Origin of the sequence: Paracoccus sp. ME4 (assembly GCF_046736325.1) — a bacterium.
Lineage (GTDB): Bacteria > Pseudomonadota > Alphaproteobacteria > Rhodobacterales > Rhodobacteraceae > Paracoccus.
The window spans coordinates 900,757-918,210 of sequence record NZ_CP151276.1 but is presented as its reverse complement, the minus strand read 5'-3'; the positions used below and the strand labels follow the sequence as shown (position 1 = coordinate 918,210).

The window sequence follows — 17,454 nt, the reverse complement described above, 5'->3', positions numbered from 1 at the left end:
CATGCGCACCATCACCTGTCTCGCGGCTCTCGGCGGCCTCGCCGCAGCCCTGCTGTCCACCGCCGCGCTGGCCGAGGCGACGACCTATCCCCTGACGATCGAGAACTGCGGCCAGCAGGTGACATTCGACAAGGCGCCCGAACGGACGGTCGCGCTTGGCCATAACAGCGCCGAGATTCTGTTCCTGCTCGGGCTTGAGGACAGAATGGCCGGCACCGCATTCTGGCCCAATCGGGTCCTTCCGGAGCTCGAGGCCGCCTACGACAAGGTCGAGGTCCTGACCGTCGAGTTTCCCACGCTCGAGGCGATCCTTGCCCAGCAGCCCGATTTCGTCCCGGCAATGCTGGTGACGCTTCTCGGTGCCGACAGCAAGGTGGCGAAACGCGAGGATTTCGAGAGACTTGGCATTCCGACCTATCTGTCGCCCAGTGCATGCACCACTATGACCGATGTCGACAACGCGACCGGAAGCAGCGACACGAGCATCTACGGCCTGCGCGAGACCCTCTGGAACATGGAGCTTCTCTACCAGGAGATCGAGGATATGGCGCGGATCTACGACGTGCAGGACCGCGGACAGGCGGTGATAGCGGATCTGAAGGCGCGTGAAGCAAGCTTGCGCGAGGAGTTTGCGCAACGTGACGACCTGACGTTCCTGTTCTGGTTCTCCTCGACCTCGCCCTCGGACGACGCCTATCTGGCGGGTGGCAACGGCCCCTCCGGCTACATTGCCGATCTTCTCGGCGGATCGAATGCGTTGAAGACGGAGGCCGAATGGCCCGCGCTCGGGTGGGAGGGCATCATGGCCGCGAACCCCACGGTGATCGTCGCGGCTCAGGTCGACCGCGAGCGTTGGGCCTTGGACGAATCCCAGGCCAAGATCGACTTCCTGACCACCGATCCGGCGGTCAGCCAGATGGATGCGGTCAAGGCCGGACGGATCGCGGTGATGAGCGGGGCGTCGATGAACCCGTCGGTCAACACACTCTATGGCGCCGAGCAACTGGCCGCGCAGCTGCGGACTTTCGATCTGCCATGACGGATGCGGGAACACGGCAGGGCGGGGCGAGGACCCTTGCCCTGTTCCTCGGGGCTGTCCTGGTTCTGCTTGCCATCGCGGTCGCCTTTGCGGCCGCGATCGGCGATTACAGGATCGGCGTCGGCACGGTGTTCCTGTCCGTGACCAACGGGCTGGGCCTGACCACGGTCGACATCCCGCCGATCGAGCAGAGCGTGGTCTGGGATCTGCGGCTGAGCCGGGCGCTCGTCGCGGCGCTGGCGGGCGCGGGGCTGGCGATCTGCGGGGCGATCCTGCAGGCGCTTCTGCGGAACGCGCTTGCCGAACCGTTCGTGCTGGGCGTGTCGGCCGGAGCCTCGACCGGGGCGGTGGCGGTGATCGTGCTGGGGATCGGGGCTGGCAGCCTGTCCTTGTCGATGGGGGCCTTTGCCGGCGCCTTTTCGGCCTTCGCGCTGGTGGCGCTTCTGTCGAACGGCGCCACGAGCGGTCCGAACCACACCATCCTTGCCGGCGTCGCCGCCTCGCAGCTGTTCAACGCGCTGACCTCCTACATCGTCACCACGTCGGGCAACGCCCAGCAGGCACGCGACGTGATGTTCTGGCTTCTGGGCAGTTTCGGCGGGGTGCGCTGGCCGGATTTCCAGCTGCTGGTCGTCGTGGTGGCCATCGGCCTTGCGATCTGCCTGCTCATGGCGCGATCGCTGGATGCCTTCACCTTCGGCGACGAGGACGCGGCGTCGCTTGGTGTGCCGGTGGCGCGCATCCGGCTGATCCTGTTCGGCGTGACGGCGCTGATGACGGCCACGATCGTCAGCATGGTCGGGACCATCGGCTTCGTCGGCCTCGTGGTGCCGCATGCCGCGCGCTACATCGTGGGCCCCCTGCACCTGCGTCTTCTGCCTGCCTGCGCAGCCGTGGGGGCCGTGTTCCTGGTACTGGCCGACATCGCCTCACGCGTGGTGGCCGAACAGCAGACCATCCCCATCGGGGTCGTGACGGCCCTGGTGGGCGTGCCCTTCTTTGCCGTCATCCTGTATCGCGCAAGGCCGCGGACATGACCGTGACGGCGCAGAACCTCGTCTGGGGCGTGCAGCGGAGGACGATCGTCAATGACGTCTCTCTGACGGTCGCCAAGGGCGAAACCCTTGGCCTGATCGGCCCCAACGGATCGGGAAAGTCCTCGCTGCTCAGGCTTCTGTCCGGGCTGAAGGCCCCCCTGTCCGGTCGGGTCGAGGTTCTGGGACAGGACATCGCGCATATCTCGCGCAGGGCCTTGGCGCGGCGACTGGCCTTCGTCCAGCAGAACGTCACGACCGACACCAATGTCTCCGTCCGTGATGTCGTCCGGTTGGGCCGCACACCCCACCGGTCGGCGCTGGCAGGCTGGACCTCCGCGGACGAGGCCGCGGTCTCGGCCGCGCTGGAACGCGTGGACATGGTGGATCGCCAAGCGCAGCCTTGGCAAACCCTGTCGGGCGGTGAACGCCAGCGTGTCCACATCGCGCGTGCGCTTGCCCAAGACCCGCAGGTGATGGTCCTCGACGAGCCGACGAACCATCTCGACATTCACCATCAGATCGAGATCCTGCGCATGGTGCGGCAGTTCGACCTGACCAGCGTCATCGCCCTGCATGACCTGAACCTTGCCGCCACGTTCTGCGACCGGATCATGGTGCTGCAGGCCGGGGCCGTGGTGGCCTGCGGAACGCCTGCGGATGTGTTGACACCGCCTCTGTTGCGCGAGGTCTTCCGGGTGGAGTCCGAGGTCACCTGCGAGCCGCAGACGGGACGGCCCCATATCCGTTACAGGGTCGCGTGACCCGTGCGCCCAGCCGGTCCGCATCCTGCGATGCCCTGCAGAGAGGAGGCGCGGGGCATCCTCCCGCGCGTTGCGACGACATCGGTCTCTGCCGTCAGTGGGGCCGGCATCACCGTCGCTGGAGACCCTGTCCCTTCCGAGCCGGTCGTCTTCCGATCCACCTTCGCGATGATCCCGTTTGCGGCATTGCAGTGGTGGTCGGTCGTCCTTCCTGCGGGCTGACTGCCACGCGCCCGCTCGGGCATGCCCTGCGCTCCCTGATGGGCGCGGCGGCAGCGTTGGCCTCATTCTCCGCGATCCGCCTGCTGCGGCTGGTGGAGGCAACGACGCCTTCGCATCTTACCCGGAGCAAAGCCGAAATTGCTGGAGAGGGCATCGGCGTCCGCCGAGACATCGGATGGTCCCCCTCGCGGAAGGAGCCTGCCGGAACGGAGAGTTCGACGCCGTCCGATCCGCCGCCTTTATCCGCCCCGCCACAACTTTCGTGATCAGCACGTTCGACACACCGTCACCCCCGTGATCCAAATCATTGGCTAAACCTCACCGGAGCTTTCTGACCAAGTTTTGACATTCCATTCGCTCAGCGTGAAAATCTGCGCCCATTCATCGGTCATGAGTTCCGCTTGCGAAAGGCGGCAGGAATTGCCTGTCCGCGCCGGCGGAACGGGGTCGATGCATGCAGGAGGGTGCAGCAAGGAGGCTTCGGGCGACGCATCGCCATCTGCCGCTCAGGCTGCAGCCGGTCAAGTCTGACGTCGATGCGTCTGCGGCGCCGGATTTCCTGACCGGCATGCCCCGGCATGACTGGATCCGCCTTGCCCTTCATGCGGCAGATGCGACCGGCCGGAACGCAGGCTGTTCCGATGGCACGGAAATTGCCCTATGCGTCTGGTCTGATGATGTTCCATGCCACGGAGTGCCCGCGTGAATGACAGAATGCGCCAGGCCGATCGTGGCCTGATCCCGGTTGCCGACTATGTCTGCCCTGCACTGCCCGCCGACGAATGGTTTCGGGTCCTGTGGCGCCGGCTCCTCACGTGGCTGCGCCCGACCAGGACGTCGGTCATTCCCGACGATCAGCTGCGGCGCGCGACCCTTCGGCGTCTGGATCAGGTCGTGGCCCCTCCGGCCTGCGGCCCCGTTCTGGCCGAGCTGCAGACGTCGATCGCGGAATGGCTGGCGCAGTCGCCCAAGGCCGAACGGATCAAGGCCATCGTCCTGCCTCCCTGTCAGGATGGCGATGTCCTGGGGGTCTGGGCCGAAAGCATCGGCCATCAGATCCTGCGCGTGGACCATCCCCGTGACGTCCCCGACGCCCTGGTCCGGCTGGAACGGCTGCCCGACGACCCGAACGCGCTTCTGGTCGTTCCGCGTCTTGAGTTCTGGCACCTCCGGCGCGCCGACGGCCTGGCGGGCATCCGCGCGCTGATCGCGGCCCTGACGCGCCGGCGGCAGCGCGTCGTCATCTCGTGCAACGCCTGGACCTGGGCCTATCTGTCCAAGGCAGCCGGCATCGACATGATTGCGGCGCGCCCCCTGTGCTTTGCCCCCATGGACGGTGTCCGGTTGCGGAACTGGTTCAGGGAGCTTGCGCGCGATGACGACACGCGGGAGTTCCGTTTCCGCCTGTCCGATGACGGCACCGACCTGTTCGGGGACGATTTCACGGATGTCGAGACCGATCTGTTCCGCACCCTGGCCGCCAGGAGCTTGGGCGTTCCCTGGGTCGCCTGGCACATGTGGCGCCGAATGCTGCACAGGAGCGACGGGGATGCGTCCGTCCCGGAGGCCGGTAACACCTTGTGGGTGACCGCCCCGGACGAGCTGACGCTTCCCGCCGAACGCCGGCGGGAGGCACTGCTGATCCTGCATGCGCTGATCCTGCATGGACGGATGTCGATCGAGGATCTGGCCTCCGTCCTGCCGCTGGTCGGAGAGACCGTCGCGCCGGCCGGACTGATGATGGCGGGCCTCATCGCGCAGGAGGGTGACGCGCTGTTCGTCCGGGCCGAGGCCTATCCGGTCGTGCGCGCCGAACTGCAGGCGGCCGGCATGTCCGTGGGAGGGATCTGAGATGGATGGCGACAACAACCGGGACAGCGCGCTGCGGCTGCTGAACGACTTTCAGGACATCAGCTTCTCCAAGGTGGCCCTGATCATCCTCGGCACCTGGCTGGCCATCTGGGCGGTCAGGCGGGTGCTGCCCTATCTGGCGGCGAACGGGCCGGCCCATGCCCGCCTCTACCTTCTGGGAGCGGTGCCCATCGCGCGGCTGGTGATGACCGCGGTGGCGATCGTCTGGATCCTGCCGATCATCTTCAACATCACCGTCCAGAACTTCCTGGTCATCGCAGGGGCCGCCAGCGTCGCGATCGGCTTTGCGTTCAAGGATTACGTCAGCAGCCTCATCGCCGGGATCGTCGCCGTCTTCGAGAAACCCTATCGCCCCGGGGACTGGGTGACCATCGACGGCGACTATGGAGAGGTCAAGAGGATCGGCCTGCGCGCCGTCACCCTGAAGACCGCCGACGACAACATGATCACCGCCCCGCACAACGTTATCTGGTCGTCCAACATCTCCAACGGCAATGACGGCGCCAAGACGCTGCAATGCGTGGCCGAGTTCTTCGTCGCGGTGGCCCATGACCCGGCCCGGATCCGCTCGGCCCTTCAGGATGTCGCGCTGACCAGCGCCTATCTCGACTATCACCACCCCGTGCTGGTGGTCCTGAAGGACGAGCCATGGGGCACCCACTACAAGATCCGCGCCTATCCGTTCGACATGCGGGACCAGTTCCAGTTCATCAGCGACATGACCATCCGCGGGCGCAAGGCGATCCACGCCGCGGGGTATGAGCCGGCAAGCGTCGGGATCATGCCCGAACCGACCGGCCCGGGACAGGCCGACGCCGCCGGGTGACGATGCGGCCGGCGCGCTGCGGGACGCGGCCACGGGCCGGTGCCGGGCGCGATCCGGGCCGTCCGGTCTTTTTTCTTCGACCTGTGTAACGCGACGCCGACAGGCTCCGATTACGGAACAGGAAGGTGTTTCCGCCTTCCGTGACAGGGAGAAAAGAACATGACCGCATTGACGTCCCGCATGACCTTCGGCGCGGCTTTGGCATGTGCCGTGGGAGCGTTGGGAGCAAACGCCGCCGCGGCGCAGGACATGGAGAAGTGCTACGGCGTCGCGTTGGCAGGGCAGAACGACTGTGCCGCCGGGCCCGGCACGACCTGCGCCGGCACCTCGACCGTGGATTACCAGGGAAATGCCTGGACGCTCGTCCCGACCGGAACCTGCCTTTCGATGGATCTGCCGGCCGCCGCGGACGGCATGGCACGCGAAGCCGCGCTCGAGCCGCTGGAGCGTGACCTGCCTGCCTGATGCAATCAGGGGCGCGCAGCCATTGCGCGCCCATCCCGGGAGGATGCCATGACGACGCTGCCAGCACGGGCCGGCCTTGGTTTCAAGCCACAGCATTTCGACGCGATCCGGCAGGACCCGCATCCGCCGGCCTTCCTCGAGGTTCACGCCGAGAACTACATGGGGGCGGGCGGGCTGCCGCATGCGCAGCTTACCGCGTTGCGGCAGGATTTCCCGGTCTCCATCCACGGTGTCGGGCTGTCGATCGGCGGCACGGGGCCGCTGGACGACGCCCATCTGGCGCGGCTGAGGCTGCTCTGTGACCGGTATCAACCCGAGAGCTTTTCGGAACATCTCGCATGGTCGAGCCACGGCACGGAATACCTGAACGATCTGCTGCCCCTGCCCTACACATCCGGAACGCTGGATCGTGTCAGCGCCCATGTCGATCAGGTGCAGGCATTCCTGGGCCGTCGGATCCTGCTGGAGAACCCGGCGACCTACGTCATGTTCGAGCAGTCGACCATTCCCGAGACCGAATTCCTGGCGGCCATCGCACGGCGGACAGGCTGCGGGCTGCTTCTCGACGTCAACAACGTCTTCGTCTCCTGCACGAACCATCGCCTCGACCCGCGCGCCTACCTGGCGGAATTTCCGATGCATGCCGTCGGCGAGATCCACCTTGGCGGCCACGATGCCGAGGATCTGCCCTCGGGGCCGCTGCTGATCGACAGTCACGGCGCGCCGGTGGCGGATCCCGTCTGGACGCTCTACGCCGAGGTCATCGCGCGCATCGGCGCCGTCCCGACCCTGGTCGAATGGGACAACCACGTGCCGGACTGGCCGATCCTTGCGGCCGAGCTTGCCCGTGCCGATGGCCTCCTGAGACAGGTCGGGCGCGATGCAGCGTGACATCCAGCCCGCGTTCCGCGACGCGCTGCGTGCCGGACACCTGCCGCCCGGCATCACCGCTGCCGACCCGTCCGAGGTCGCACGCCGCTTCGCGGTCTATCGCAACAATGTCGCGACAAGTCTCGGGCAGGCGCTGGCGCGGCGCTTTCCGGTGATCGAGCGGCTGGTGGGACCCGAGTTCTTCGCAGGCCTCGCGCAGGTCTACCTGGCGGCGGACCCACCCAGGACCCCGGTCCTGGCGGAATGGGGCGCGGGATTCGCCGGTTTCCTCGGTGGCTTTGCCCCGCTGTCCGGATGGCCCTTCATGGCCGATGTCGCCCGCATCGAATACGCGCGCGGCAGGGCGTTCCATGCCGCCGATGCGACGCCCGTCGATCTTGCCGCCCTGACCGACGCCGACCCGGCGCTGCTGCGGCTGACGCTTCACCCGTCCGTGCTCGTTCTGCGGCTGGACCATCCGGCAGTGTCGATCTGGGCGCGGAACCAGACTGGCGCGACGCCTCTGCCCCTCCCCCAAGACCGGGAGACCGCGCTGATCCTGCGCGACCCGTCCCATGCCGTCCCGGTCGCGGCCATCTCCTCCGCCGAGGCCGCGTTCATCGAGGCGCTGCTTGCGGGCGCCACCGTGGCCGCCGCCGCGTCCTTCTGTCCTGCCCGTGATCCGGTTCCACAGCTGGCGGCGCTGATGGCCAAGGGCGCAATCGTCGGAGCACATCGCCAATGATCACCCGCCTCAACGCCCTGCCCGCACGCATTCCCGCCGACCTGCCTGCGCTGATGCTGCGCCTGTTTCCCGCGGTCGTCTTCTGGCAGTCGGGCCGCACCAAGGTGGACGGGTTCACCATCAAGGACTCGACCTGGTTCCTGTTCGAGCATGAATACGCGCTGCCGCTTATCCCCTCTGCCTGGGCAGCGGTGGCCGCGACGCTGGCCGAACATGTCCTGCCGGTGCTGCTGGTGCTGGGGCTGCTGACCCGGCTGTCGGCCATCGGGCTGCTGATGATGACCGCGGTCATCCAGGTCTTCGTGTATCCGGGTGCCTGGCTGACGCATGGTCTTTGGGCGGCGGCGCTTCTGGCGCTGGCCGTTCACGGGCCGGGACGGCTGTCGCTGGACCACTGGGCAGGCCTGGAGGCGCGGATGCGATGACGACGCTTTTACTGGCCTATGTCGCGGGCCTCCTGACGCTGATCAACCCCTGCGTTCTGCCGGTCCTGCCGATCGTGCTGACGGCCAGCCTCGGCGCAGACGCGCGCGGGCCGCTGGCGCTGGCTGCCGGGATGTCGCTGTCCTTCGTGCTTCTGGGCCTCGGGGTCGCCGCGGTCGGACCCGCTGTCGGTTTCTACCCCGAGGATGTGGCGCGCGTCGCGGCTCTGGTCATGCTGGTCTTCGGCATGGTGCTGGTCAGTCCGGCTCTGGGGCGGCGCTTTGCCACCGCCACGGCCGGGATCGCGGTCGCGGCCAACGGCCGCATGCCTCGGGGCCGCGGCATCGGGCACGCGCTTGTCGGCGGTGCGCTTCTGGGGGCGGTCTGGAGCCCGTGCATCGGCCCGACGCTCGGCGCGGCCATCGGATTGGCCAGCGCCGGCCAGGGTCTTGGGCAGGCCGGCGCGACGATGGCGGCATTTGCCCTCGGCGTCTCGACGCTGATCGTCGCAGGCGCCTATGGCTTGCGCGGCTGGCTGCGGCGCAACGCAGGCCGGATGTCGCTGTTCGCAGCCCGTGCCCGCCCCGCCCTGGGGCTGGCCTTCATCGCCGTGGGCCTGATGATCGTGACCGGCTTGCACCACCGGATCGAAGCCCGGCTGATCGACGCGCTGCCGTCCTGGCTGATCGACCTTTCCGTTAGCCTTTGACCAAAGAGAGGACCACGATGAACCGTCGCACCCTGATGACCTCGGCCGCTGCGCTGGCCCTTGCACCTGCCGCCCTGGCCGAAACGCGCGAGTTCTACACGCCGGGATTGGCCGAAGCCGCGATGGCTTCTGGCGAGGTCGTCGTCCTCGACTTCTGGGCCAGCTGGTGCAGCACCTGCGCGGCCCAGCAGCGCGTCCTCGCTGCGCTGAAGGCCGGGAACCCGGACTATGCGCGGCACATCCGCTTCATCACGGTGGACTGGGACCGGCATGGCCGGGGTGAGCTGGCGCGCGCCCTGGCGATCCCACGCCGCTCGACCCTGGTGGCGCTGGATGGTCAGGCCGAGATCGGGCGCATCGTCGCCGGGACCGGGCGTGCCCAGATCGCGGCGCTGCTTGACACCGCCCTTCGTGCGTCCTTGGCGTGACCCTCGCCGCGGATCCCGCGGTCGGTCGGCATTGCCCCGACCCCGGGCGCGAGGCTAGACTTGCGCCGCATCGCAAGGAGGCCACGCTGGATCAGGACCCCATCTGGGACGAGCTGATGCGCCGCGCCAATCAGGGCGATGGCGCGGCCTTCCGGCAGTTCCTGACCGAGGTGACGCCGCCCCTGCGTCGGATGATCCGCGCCCGCGGCCGCAACCTGCCCCCCGATCAGCACGAGGATGTCTTGCAGGAGGTGCTGCTGGCGATCCATCTCAAACGCGGCACATGGGACGGCGATGCGCCCGTGCGTCCCTGGCTCTACGCGGTGGCCCGATACAAGATCGTCGACGCCTTTCGCAAGCGGGGACGACGCCTGCATCTGCCGCTCGAGGACGTCGCCGAGATCCTGGCCGCCGATCCCGGCCCCGCCCCCTTGGCTGCACGCGACGCCGAGCGGATGCTGGGCATGATCGACGCCCGTTCCGCCGCGCTGGTGCGGGCCGTCCGGCTCGAGGGGCAAAGCACCGAAGACGCCGCCGCTGGCCTGGGCGTCTCTCCCGGAACGGCGCGCGTCGCCCTGCACCGGGCAATGAAACGCCTGGCCGACCTGGCAAGGAGGATGACATGACGCATCGCCCCTCGACCGACGACCTCATCCGCACCCTCGCGGCCAGCCCGCCGCCACCGCAGCTCGGGGCCTGGGGCCTCGTGCTGCCGATGCTGGCGAGCGTCGGGATCGCGCTTGGCCTGTTCATGCTGCTCTTCGGGCCGCGGGCGGACCTGGTTCACGCCCTTGCCCGGCCGACGGTCGCGGCCAAGACCCTGCTGCCCCTCGCCCTGGGGCTGGTGGCCCTGACGCTGGCCGTGCGGTCGACGCGCCCTGCGCGGTCCCTGCGGCGCAGCTTGCTGGCCTTGCCTGTCGCAGCCGCCCTGGCCTTGTTCGTGGCACGCTTGATCCAGTTGCCGTCCGGACCTGTCATGCCCGAGCTCATCGGGAGCAGCGCGGCCGCCTGTCTGCTGTCGATCACGGCACTGTCCCTGCCTGCGACCGTGGTCGGGCTGGTGCTCTTCCGCAGCGGAGCCTCGCCGCACCCGGCATTCACGGGAGCGATGATCGGCGTGTCATCGGCCGCCGGAGCCGCTGCAGGCTATGCGCTCCATTGCACCGAGGATTCGCCGTTGTTCTTCACCACCTGGTATGGAGCCGCGATCCTTGCCGCTGCGGTCGGTGGCGGCGCTGCCGGACGCCATTTCCTGCGCTGGTAGACAAGGGGGCGTGCCATCCTGCGCATGACGGCCGACATGCGCGGCAAAGGCCGCAGCGCGGGCGATGGCGTCGGCGGGGGCCGCATCGGCCCAACGTGCCACCGACAGGCCCGGGTCGCGCCAGTCGCCCATCCCGATGCTGTCGACCGCCGCGCGGCAGGGGCCGGCAGTTGAGTTGCTCTCCGATCCTTGGACAGTTTTTCGGGTTGTTTACGCTACTGCCTGCACCTGCCGGTCGGTTTTGATGGTGTTGAAGCAGACCACGGCGGGTGATTGACCGCCATGGGCGGCTCGAGGCCGCTGGTGGGTGTAGTCTCCACACCCGTTGATCATCAAAGCTGGAGCAGGACGGTTGCGGCGAGAGCGATGGCGGAGAGGAAGACCTTCGGACACCTGTCGTAGCGCGTTGCAACGCAGCGCCAGTCGTTCCGCCTGCCGACCATAATCTCGATCCGGTCGCGTCTCTTGCATCTGCGCTTGTCATAGCGGACGACCTTGCCGCGCGACTTTCGGCCCGGGATGCAGCAGCGTATCCCTTTGTCTCTCAACGCTTCCCCGAACCGGTCGGCATCGCATCCCAGGTCTGCTGTCAGACATCCGGCGAAGGGCATGCTGCCCAGCAGCGCCGCCGCGCCGGTGTCGTCGCCGACTTGGCCCGCCGTCATGACGACCCCAACGGATCTTGTGAGGAAGGATCGGGTCACCGCGTCCCGGTCAGCCGCCGAACTGCGACCGTCGTGGACAACATGACGATCCTTTCCGGTGGTGATGGATGTCTTTTCTCGAAGCCTCGAAGCAAAGGCGGCGTCATCTCGAAAGATGCCGCGTCTGGCCTGCTCAAGTGCTTCGATGCCTCCATCACAGGCCACGGCGCCCGATCCAGCTTCAAGGGATGGGCGCGGTTACGGGGTTGCTACCAGCCGGATACGATCGCGTTTGCTCTGGCTCACGGCCTGCCTCCCCTCAAAGCCGCCTTTAAGCGCGAAGACCTCCTGAAAAAGCGGCGGCCGATGATGCAGGACTGGGCCGACTTCGTGACCGGAAAAGCGGGCGTGCCGTCCCTTTGGATGATGCGGACGTCCGGCCGCCCGGCGAAGGCAGGTAATTCAGGAAATAGAGGCAGTCGTTAACTGCGAGCGCAACGCCACAGGCGACCAGTCAGTCCAGAGGAACGGAAACCCACAGGCCGGCACATCCTTCTCTCGAGACCCGCCACCTGACCCAAGCTATGCGGCAACCGAGAATGACGCGCCGACCGTGACCGAGCCTGCGCTGGCCGTTGCCTCGCGGGCGCCGCCAAGAGGGATCGGGCCGATGCGGGCGCCTGAGATGATCACCGTCCCCGCCACCAGTGGGAGGCCCATATCCGCCGCAAGGGTCGAAAGCCAGGCCAAGAAATCGGCAGTCTGCGACAGGGTCGCGCCCTGCTCGATCGCCGGGACGGGCTGGCCGTCAAGCGACAGGGTCAGGTCCAGCGGCCGTTTCAGCCAGTCCTGCCAGTCGGGAATGGCATCGCCCAGCACGATCCCCGCCGAGTTGAAGCAGTCGGCCATCGCCTCCAGCGGATGGACGACGGTCCGGTCCCGATAGCGCGACGACACGATCTCGAACGCCAGCCGCACCTCGGCGACGGCCGCAAGCGCGGCCTCGGGCGTGCTGCCGGCCGGCAGGTCGGCACCGAGGACGAAGGCCGTCTCGACCTCGATCGCCGCTTCGGCGGGCAGCGGTGCCAGCGTCGCACCGCTGGCCACGACCTCGCTTGCGGGCATGGCGGCGGCGTGCCGGTCGCGACCCGCCAGAAGTGCCATCTTCCAACTGGCCGGTCCGGCCGACTGGCGCATGACCGAGGCCTGGACGGCATAGGCGGCCTCGGGATCAGGGGGCGTGGCAGGCAGCCCCACAGGGCGCGCGCCACCGTCGCGCACCTCCAGAAGCACCCGGGCGGCGGCCTCGGCGTCGAAGATTGGGGTCATGCGGCAGTCTCCTCGGGCGATGGCATGGCGTGGCGCGGCAGGATCGCGCCGGGATGAAGGACGACCTGCGCGGCCAGGGCCGCCGCGCGGGCGATGGCGTCGGCTGGCGCCGCACCGGCCCGGCGCGCCGCCAGCCAGCCGGCGTTGAAGCTGTCGCCCGCGCCGGTGGTGTCGACGGCCACGCGGCGGGGCGGCAGGGGCCAGCGGTCGATGCCCTCCCCCCCTGCCGCGCGGTGGATGACCGCGTCGCCGCCGGTGGTCAGGACGATCTCGGCCTCGGTCAGCGCCATCAGCCGCCGCGTCGCCGCAAGGGGGTCGGCGACGCCGAAGCAGGCCGCCATGTCGTCAAGCGACGGCAGGACCAGCGTGGCCAGCCCGGCGGCCCGGCCGATGACCGCCCGTGCCACCCCCGCATCAGGCCAGAGCGCGGGGCGGTAGTTCGTGTCCAGAACGATGCGCGCTCCCCGCGACCGGCAGCGCTCCAACGCCTGCAGCAGCGCCTCGCGCCCCTCGGGCAGCAGCATCGCCAAGGTCACTCCCGACAGGACCAGCGTGCCCGCCCCGTCCAGCGTGGCTCGCTCCTCGGGCACCGCGAAGAGGCGGCGGGCGGGCGACTGGTCGCGCCAATAGGTGAAGCTGCGCTCTCCCTCCGGGTCGGTGGTGATGAAGCTGAGGCCGGGACGCCCGCCCTGCTGTGTCGCACACAGATCGGCGATGCCCTCCTCGGCCAGCGAGGCCCTCAGAAAGCCGCTCATCGCGTCATCGCCGAGGCGGGACAGATAGCCCACCGTGCCGGGGCCGCAAAGCCGGGACAGATAGACGGCCGTGTTCAGCATGTCGCCGCCCGCGCGGCGGTCGAAGCGTCCCGGCGTCGCCGGATCGGCGGTGAACTCGACCAGCGGTTCGCCGATGCAGAGGAATTCCATGTCAGGCCTCATAAGGGGTGGGAAGCGGGCGGCCCGCGACATGCGCCGCGATATTCTCCAGCACCAGCGCGGCCATGGCGGCGCGGGCCGCATCGGTGGCCGAGCCCAGATGCGGGGTCAGCACGCAGTTCGGCGCCTCGATCAGCGCGGGCGGCACGGACGGCTCGTCGTCGAAGACGTCGAGCCCTACCCCCGCAATGGTGCCGGCCCGCAGCGCATTGACCAGCGCCGCGGTATCCACAACCGGGCCACGGGCGACGTTGACCACGATGCCCTCGGGGCCAAGCGCCTCCAGGACGGCGGCATCGACCAGACCCCGCGTCTCGGATCCGCCGGCGGCGGTCACGAACAGCAACGAGCAGTCGCGCGCCAGCGCCTGCGCATCGGGGCGGAACGCGTCCGGCGCATCGGGCTTTTCGCTGCGCGCGGTGTAGAGAACCTCCATCCCCAGCCCGCGCAGCAGATCGGCCAGGCTGCGCCCGATGCGGCCGTAACCCAGGATCCCTGCCCTGCCCCGGATCACCGGACGGCCCAAAGCCGGCTTGCCGCCCGCGGCCCAGGACCCGGCGCGGATGAAGCGGTCGCCCTCGGCGATGCGGCGCCCGACGGCCAGGGCCAGGCCAAGCGCCATCTCGGCCACCGCATCGGACAGCACGTCGGGCGTGGTGGTCACGCGGATGCCCCGGCGGCGCGCCTCGGCCAGGTCGACGGCATCGACGCCGACGCCGTTCACCGCGATCAGCTCCAGGGCGGGCAGCCGCGCCATCTGCGCCGCCGACAGCCCCAAGGCGCCCGAGGTCAGAACGATCCGCGCCCCGGCGGCGTCCTCAATGGTGGTCCGCAGGTCGTATTCGGCGGACAGCCGATCCTGCATCGCCGCAGGCTTCAGCGTGGCCAGCGCCAGGATCGTGGGACGGCTCATGCGATCTGCCCCAGGAAGGCCTGCAGACGTTCGTTGCGCGGGTTGGTGAAGAAGGGCTCGGGCGCGTTTTCCTCGACGATGGCACCGCGATCCATGAAGATCACCCGGTCGGCCACGGCGCGCGCGAAGTCCATCTCATGCGTGACGCAGAGCATGGTCATGCCGTCGCGGGCCAAGTCGATCATGGTATCCAGCACCTCCTTGACCATCTCCGGGTCGAGCGCGCTGGTCGGTTCGTCGAACAGCATGATGCGCGGCTTCATGCACAGGGCGCGGGCGATGGCCACGCGCTGCTGCTGGCCGCCCGACAGCTGGGCGGGATACTTGTCGGCCTGTTCGGGGATGCGGACACGCTCCAGATACTGGCGCGCGGTGGCCTCGGCCTCGGCGCGCGGGACCTTGCGGGTCTTCATGGGCGCCAGCATGCAGTTCTCCAGCACGGTCATGTGCGGGAACAGGTTGAAGGACTGAAAGACCATCCCGACATCGCGGCGGACCTTGGCCACGTTCTCGGCCCCCGACAGCGCGATGCCGTCCACGACGATCTGGCCGGACTGGATCGTCTCCAGTTGGTTGATGGTGCGGATCAGGGTGGATTTTCCCGACCCGGACGGGCCGCAGATCACGATCCGCTCTCCGCGGTCGACGGTCAGGTCGATATCGACCAGCGCGTGATAGGCGCCGTAATACTTGTTGACGGCGCGCATGGTGATGGCATGTTCGGTCATCGGGGCTCCCCTGGGGCGCAAGGGCGCCCGGCCGCGTGGGCCGGGCGCATCCGGGTCACTGGGCGGTCTTGACGAAGTCGGGCAGCGGCTCGCCCAGCCATTTCTCATGGATGGTGTCGAGCGTGCCGTCCTCGCGCGCGGCGGTGACGAAGGCGTTGATCTCCTCCAGCAGGGCGTCCGAATCCGGCGCAACCGCGATGCCCTGCACCTGGCTGGACAGGTCGAACTTCTTGTCGAACCGGTCGCCCGCCACGCCCGAGATCTGCGAGAAGACCACGTTCGACAGACCGATGCTCTGCACCTGCCCCGACATCAGCGCCTGCACGGCGGTGGCGTCGTCGTCGAAGCGGCGTATCTCGGTCCCCTCGGGGGCGACCTCGGTTACGCCGGTGTCCTGGGTCGAGGCGCGGGCTACGGCGATCGACTTGCCCGACAGATCCTCCGGTCCCGCGACTGCGACGTTGGTGCCGCCGTAGACGCCGATGGCGATGCCCGCATAGGGGATCGAGAAATCGACGCGCTCGGCCCGTTCGGCGGTGATCCCGAGCGATGCGACCAGCACGTCGACCTGACCCGACAGCAGATAGGGGATGCGGTTCGGGCCGGTCACGGGCACGATCTGCGCCTCGACGCCCAGATGTTCGGCCAGGGCCTTGGCCACATCGGCATCATAGCCGTCCGGCGTGCCCGAGGCGTCCTGGATGCCGAAGGGCGGGAAGTCGACCAGCATGCCGACGCGGATCGTGCCGGCATCGCGGACCGCCTGAAGGTCGGCGGCAAGCGCCGGTGCGGCCAGAAGGGTCGTGGCGGCCAGGGCCGCGAACAGGCGACGGGTCAGTGTCATGGTATCCTCCTCCTCGGTGAAAACTCAGCGCGTGACGGCCAGGCGCATCCGCGCCTCCATCCGCCGGGCCAGCAGCGACAGCGGCCAGCACAGAATGAAGTAGAACGCCGCGACCGTGCCGAAGACCAGGAAGGGCTGGAAGGTCGCGTTGTTGACGATCTGGCCCGCGCGCGTCAGCTCGGTGAAGCCGATGATCGAGGCCAGCGACGTCCCCTTGATCAGCTGCACCAGGAACCCGACCGTGGGCGCGGTGGCGGTGCGCATGGCCTGCGGCAGCACGACATGGCGCATGCGGTCGCCATAGGACAGGGCCAGCGCGGTCGCGGCCTCGGACTGGCCCTGCGGGACGGCCTGGATGGCGCCGCGCCAGATCTCGCCAAGGAAGGCGCTGGCATGCAGGGTCAGCGCGACGGCGGCGGCCAGCAGCGGGTCGATGGGCAGGCCCAGCACGGCCAGCCCGAAATAGACCAGAAACAGCTGCATCAGCAGGGGCGTGCCCTGAAAGACCTGGATGAAGGCCATCGAAATCCAGCGCAGCGCCCGGGCCTGCGACGTGCGCGCCAGGGCCAGCGCCATGCCCCCCACCGCGCCGCCTGCGAAGGCGATGAGCGACAGGATCAGCGTCCAGCGAATGGCCATCAGGATGAACAGCACGTCGGCGGAGGAGAACTCACGGATCATGTCAGCGCCCCGCCGGATAATCGAAGAACACCCGCCGCAGCATCGCGAACAGGGTCGAGAAGCCCAAGGCCAGCAGGAAATACAGGGCCGTCAGCACCAGATAGATCTCGAAGCTGGCGAAGGTGCGGGCGTTCAGGTCCGCCCCCACCGCCGCAAGGTCGGTCGCCGAGATGACCGACACCACGCTGGAGGTCAGCATCAGGTAGATGAATTGGCTGGTCAGCGACGGATAGATGTTGCGCAGCGCGGGCTTCAGCACGACGTGGCGGAAGATCTGCACGGGGGACAAGGCCAGGGCGCGCCCCGCCTCGATCTGGCCCTGCGGGATCGATTCGATGCCTGCGCGGATGATCTCCGTCCCGTAGGCGCCGACATTGACCACCAGCGCCACGAGGGCCGCGGTATTGGGTGACATGCTGATGCCCAGGGCGGGCAGGCCGAAGAAGATGAAGAAGATCTGGATCAGGAAGGGCGTGTTGCGGATCACCTCGACATAGGCATCGACGATCCAGCGCAGGGGCTTGATACCGGACGTCTTGGCGACCGCCCCCAAGACCGACACGACCAGTCCGATGGCCATGGCCAAGAACGACAGCTGGACCGTCAGCCACGCCCCGTGGGCCAGCATGTCCAGATTGTCGAACACCGGCTGAAAGTTGAAGCGATACATCTGCCCTCCCCTGCGGATGTGTCCGTTCTCACGATTTAGAACGATCTAA

21 protein-coding genes and 1 pseudogene are annotated in these 17,454 nt (G+C 68.3%); 14 read left to right on the top strand and 8 right to left on the bottom strand.

Features of this window, described 5'->3' with window-relative positions:
• Nucleotide 1 precedes the first annotated feature (1 nt).
• From AACG61_RS04685 to AACG61_RS04625, 13 genes are all read left to right on the top strand, one after another.
• Nucleotides 2-1,039 carry an ABC transporter substrate-binding protein gene (locus AACG61_RS04685; RefSeq protein WP_411838852.1) on the top strand — a complete coding sequence of 346 codons (1,038 nt, stop codon included), beginning with the start codon at nucleotides 2-4 and terminating at the stop codon, nucleotides 1,037-1,039.
• Nucleotides 1,036-2,076 carry a FecCD family ABC transporter permease gene (locus AACG61_RS04680; RefSeq protein ID WP_411838851.1) on the top strand — a complete coding sequence of 347 codons (1,041 nt, stop codon included), beginning with the start codon at nucleotides 1,036-1,038 and terminating at the stop codon, nucleotides 2,074-2,076. The genes AACG61_RS04685 and AACG61_RS04680 overlap by 4 nt, the downstream gene beginning before the upstream one ends.
• Nucleotides 2,073-2,837, top strand: a complete 765-nt coding sequence (locus AACG61_RS04675; RefSeq protein ID WP_411838850.1) for an ABC transporter ATP-binding protein — start codon at nucleotides 2,073-2,075, stop codon at nucleotides 2,835-2,837. The genes AACG61_RS04680 and AACG61_RS04675 overlap by 4 nt, the downstream gene beginning before the upstream one ends.
• Nucleotides 2,838-3,761: 924 nt before the next feature.
• A complete protein-coding gene (locus AACG61_RS04670) occupies nucleotides 3,762-4,910 on the top strand; it encodes a hypothetical protein (protein WP_411838849.1) in 1,149 nt (382 codons plus the stop codon).
• A gap of 1 nt (nucleotide 4,911) precedes the next feature.
• The gene (locus tag AACG61_RS04665) at nucleotides 4,912-5,757 is read left to right on the top strand and encodes a mechanosensitive ion channel family protein (protein ID WP_411838848.1); all 846 of its coding nucleotides are present in this window, start codon (nucleotides 4,912-4,914) and stop codon (nucleotides 5,755-5,757) included.
• Nucleotides 5,758-5,937: 180 nt separating this feature from the next.
• Nucleotides 5,938-6,222, top strand: coding sequence for a DUF2282 domain-containing protein (locus tag AACG61_RS04660; protein ID WP_411839462.1), 285 nt, complete (start codon nucleotides 5,938-5,940; stop codon nucleotides 6,220-6,222).
• Nucleotides 6,223-6,270: 48 nt separating this feature from the next.
• Nucleotides 6,271-7,113, top strand: a complete 843-nt coding sequence (locus tag AACG61_RS04655; protein WP_411838847.1) for a DUF692 domain-containing protein — start codon at nucleotides 6,271-6,273, stop codon at nucleotides 7,111-7,113.
• A complete protein-coding gene (locus AACG61_RS04650; RefSeq protein WP_411838846.1) occupies nucleotides 7,103-7,837 on the top strand; it encodes a putative DNA-binding domain-containing protein in 735 nt (244 codons plus the stop codon). The genes AACG61_RS04655 and AACG61_RS04650 overlap by 11 nt, the downstream gene beginning before the upstream one ends.
• Nucleotides 7,834-8,262 carry a DoxX family membrane protein gene (locus AACG61_RS04645; RefSeq protein WP_411838845.1) on the top strand — a complete coding sequence of 143 codons (429 nt, stop codon included), beginning with the start codon at nucleotides 7,834-7,836 and terminating at the stop codon, nucleotides 8,260-8,262. Before AACG61_RS04650 ends, AACG61_RS04645 begins: the two co-directional genes overlap by 4 nt.
• Complete coding sequence (locus AACG61_RS04640; RefSeq protein ID WP_411838844.1) at nucleotides 8,259-8,969, top strand: cytochrome c biogenesis CcdA family protein; 711 nt, start codon at nucleotides 8,259-8,261, stop codon at nucleotides 8,967-8,969. The genes AACG61_RS04645 and AACG61_RS04640 overlap by 4 nt, the downstream gene beginning before the upstream one ends.
• A 17-nt stretch (nucleotides 8,970-8,986) precedes the next feature.
• Nucleotides 8,987-9,397 (top strand): thioredoxin family protein, encoded by a 411-nt coding sequence (locus tag AACG61_RS04635; RefSeq protein ID WP_411838843.1) that lies wholly within the window; start codon nucleotides 8,987-8,989, stop codon nucleotides 9,395-9,397.
• Nucleotides 9,394-10,023 carry a sigma-70 family RNA polymerase sigma factor gene (locus AACG61_RS04630; RefSeq protein ID WP_411838842.1) on the top strand — a complete coding sequence of 210 codons (630 nt, stop codon included), beginning with the start codon at nucleotides 9,394-9,396 and terminating at the stop codon, nucleotides 10,021-10,023. The genes AACG61_RS04635 and AACG61_RS04630 overlap by 4 nt, the downstream gene beginning before the upstream one ends.
• Complete coding sequence (locus AACG61_RS04625) at nucleotides 10,020-10,661, top strand: NrsF family protein (protein ID WP_411838841.1); 642 nt, start codon at nucleotides 10,020-10,022, stop codon at nucleotides 10,659-10,661. The genes AACG61_RS04630 and AACG61_RS04625 overlap by 4 nt, the downstream gene beginning before the upstream one ends.
• Before the next feature lie 332 nt (nucleotides 10,662-10,993).
• Here the strand turns inward: AACG61_RS04625 and AACG61_RS04620 are convergent.
• Nucleotides 10,994-11,329 (bottom strand): annotated as a pseudogene (locus AACG61_RS04620) (transposase); the annotation flags it as partial.
• A gap of 78 nt (nucleotides 11,330-11,407) precedes the next feature.
• Between AACG61_RS04620 and AACG61_RS04615 the strand changes: the two are divergent.
• The gene (locus AACG61_RS04615; RefSeq protein WP_411838840.1) at nucleotides 11,408-11,791 is read left to right on the top strand and encodes a hypothetical protein; all 384 of its coding nucleotides are present in this window, start codon (nucleotides 11,408-11,410) and stop codon (nucleotides 11,789-11,791) included.
• Between the two features lie 96 nt (nucleotides 11,792-11,887).
• On the opposite strand, the gene AACG61_RS04610 is transcribed toward AACG61_RS04615, so the two are convergent.
• The 7 genes from AACG61_RS04610 to AACG61_RS04580 are packed head-to-tail and all read right to left on the bottom strand — an operon-like array spanning nucleotide 11,888 to nucleotide 17,405.
• Nucleotides 11,888-12,634 carry a hydratase gene (locus AACG61_RS04610; RefSeq protein ID WP_411838839.1) on the bottom strand — a complete coding sequence of 249 codons (747 nt, stop codon included), beginning with the start codon at nucleotides 12,632-12,634 and terminating at the stop codon, nucleotides 11,888-11,890.
• Complete coding sequence (locus tag AACG61_RS04605) at nucleotides 12,631-13,560, bottom strand: sugar kinase (protein WP_411838838.1); 930 nt, start codon at nucleotides 13,558-13,560, stop codon at nucleotides 12,631-12,633. Before AACG61_RS04605 ends, AACG61_RS04610 begins: the two co-directional genes overlap by 4 nt.
• Nucleotide 13,561: 1 nt before the next feature.
• Nucleotides 13,562-14,482 carry a 2-hydroxyacid dehydrogenase gene (locus tag AACG61_RS04600; protein ID WP_411838837.1) on the bottom strand — a complete coding sequence of 307 codons (921 nt, stop codon included), beginning with the start codon at nucleotides 14,480-14,482 and terminating at the stop codon, nucleotides 13,562-13,564.
• Nucleotides 14,479-15,210: an amino acid ABC transporter ATP-binding protein gene (locus AACG61_RS04595; protein ID WP_373946330.1), complete on the bottom strand. Its 732-nt coding sequence runs from the start codon at nucleotides 15,208-15,210 to the stop codon at nucleotides 14,479-14,481. Before AACG61_RS04595 ends, AACG61_RS04600 begins: the two co-directional genes overlap by 4 nt.
• A gap of 55 nt (nucleotides 15,211-15,265) precedes the next feature.
• On the bottom strand, nucleotides 15,266-16,054 hold the full coding sequence (locus AACG61_RS04590; RefSeq protein ID WP_411838836.1) for a transporter substrate-binding domain-containing protein: 789 nt from the start codon (nucleotides 16,052-16,054) through the stop codon (nucleotides 15,266-15,268).
• A gap of 24 nt (nucleotides 16,055-16,078) precedes the next feature.
• Nucleotides 16,079-16,732, bottom strand: coding sequence for an amino acid ABC transporter permease (locus AACG61_RS04585; protein ID WP_411839461.1), 654 nt, complete (start codon nucleotides 16,730-16,732; stop codon nucleotides 16,079-16,081).
• Between the two features lie 4 nt (nucleotides 16,733-16,736).
• Complete coding sequence (locus tag AACG61_RS04580; RefSeq protein WP_411838835.1) at nucleotides 16,737-17,405, bottom strand: amino acid ABC transporter permease; 669 nt, start codon at nucleotides 17,403-17,405, stop codon at nucleotides 16,737-16,739.
• Nucleotides 17,406-17,454 lie beyond the last annotated feature (49 nt).

Coding starts and splice junctions, on each gene's coding strand:
- AACG61_RS04600 (WP_411838837.1), bottom strand. CDS start 14,482: ATGAGCCGTCCCACGATCCTGGCGCTGGCCACGCTGAAGCCTGCGGCG.
- AACG61_RS04590 (WP_411838836.1), bottom strand. CDS start 16,054: ATGACACTGACCCGTCGCCTGTTCGCGGCCCTGGCCGCCACGACCCTT.
- AACG61_RS04675 (WP_411838850.1), top strand. CDS start 2,073: ATGACCGTGACGGCGCAGAACCTCGTCTGGGGCGTGCAGCGGAGGACG.
- AACG61_RS04660 (WP_411839462.1), top strand. CDS start 5,938: ATGACCTTCGGCGCGGCTTTGGCATGTGCCGTGGGAGCGTTGGGAGCA.
- AACG61_RS04625 (WP_411838841.1), top strand. CDS start 10,020: ATGACGCATCGCCCCTCGACCGACGACCTCATCCGCACCCTCGCGGCC.
- AACG61_RS04580 (WP_411838835.1), bottom strand. CDS start 17,405: ATGTATCGCTTCAACTTTCAGCCGGTGTTCGACAATCTGGACATGCTG.
- AACG61_RS04655 (WP_411838847.1), top strand. CDS start 6,271: ATGACGACGCTGCCAGCACGGGCCGGCCTTGGTTTCAAGCCACAGCAT.
- AACG61_RS04635 (WP_411838843.1), top strand. CDS start 8,987: ATGAACCGTCGCACCCTGATGACCTCGGCCGCTGCGCTGGCCCTTGCA.
- AACG61_RS04665 (WP_411838848.1), top strand. CDS start 4,912: ATGGATGGCGACAACAACCGGGACAGCGCGCTGCGGCTGCTGAACGAC.
- AACG61_RS04640 (WP_411838844.1), top strand. CDS start 8,259: ATGACGACGCTTTTACTGGCCTATGTCGCGGGCCTCCTGACGCTGATC.
- AACG61_RS04605 (WP_411838838.1), bottom strand. CDS start 13,560: ATGGAATTCCTCTGCATCGGCGAACCGCTGGTCGAGTTCACCGCCGAT.
- AACG61_RS04685 (WP_411838852.1), top strand. CDS start 2: ATGCGCACCATCACCTGTCTCGCGGCTCTCGGCGGCCTCGCCGCAGCC.
- AACG61_RS04650 (WP_411838846.1), top strand. CDS start 7,103: ATGCAGCGTGACATCCAGCCCGCGTTCCGCGACGCGCTGCGTGCCGGA.
- AACG61_RS04645 (WP_411838845.1), top strand. CDS start 7,834: ATGATCACCCGCCTCAACGCCCTGCCCGCACGCATTCCCGCCGACCTG.
- AACG61_RS04615 (WP_411838840.1), top strand. CDS start 11,408: ATGACGATCCTTTCCGGTGGTGATGGATGTCTTTTCTCGAAGCCTCGA.
- AACG61_RS04595 (WP_373946330.1), bottom strand. CDS start 15,210: ATGACCGAACATGCCATCACCATGCGCGCCGTCAACAAGTATTACGGC.
- AACG61_RS04680 (WP_411838851.1), top strand. CDS start 1,036: ATGACGGATGCGGGAACACGGCAGGGCGGGGCGAGGACCCTTGCCCTG.
- AACG61_RS04610 (WP_411838839.1), bottom strand. CDS start 12,634: ATGACCCCAATCTTCGACGCCGAGGCCGCCGCCCGGGTGCTTCTGGAG.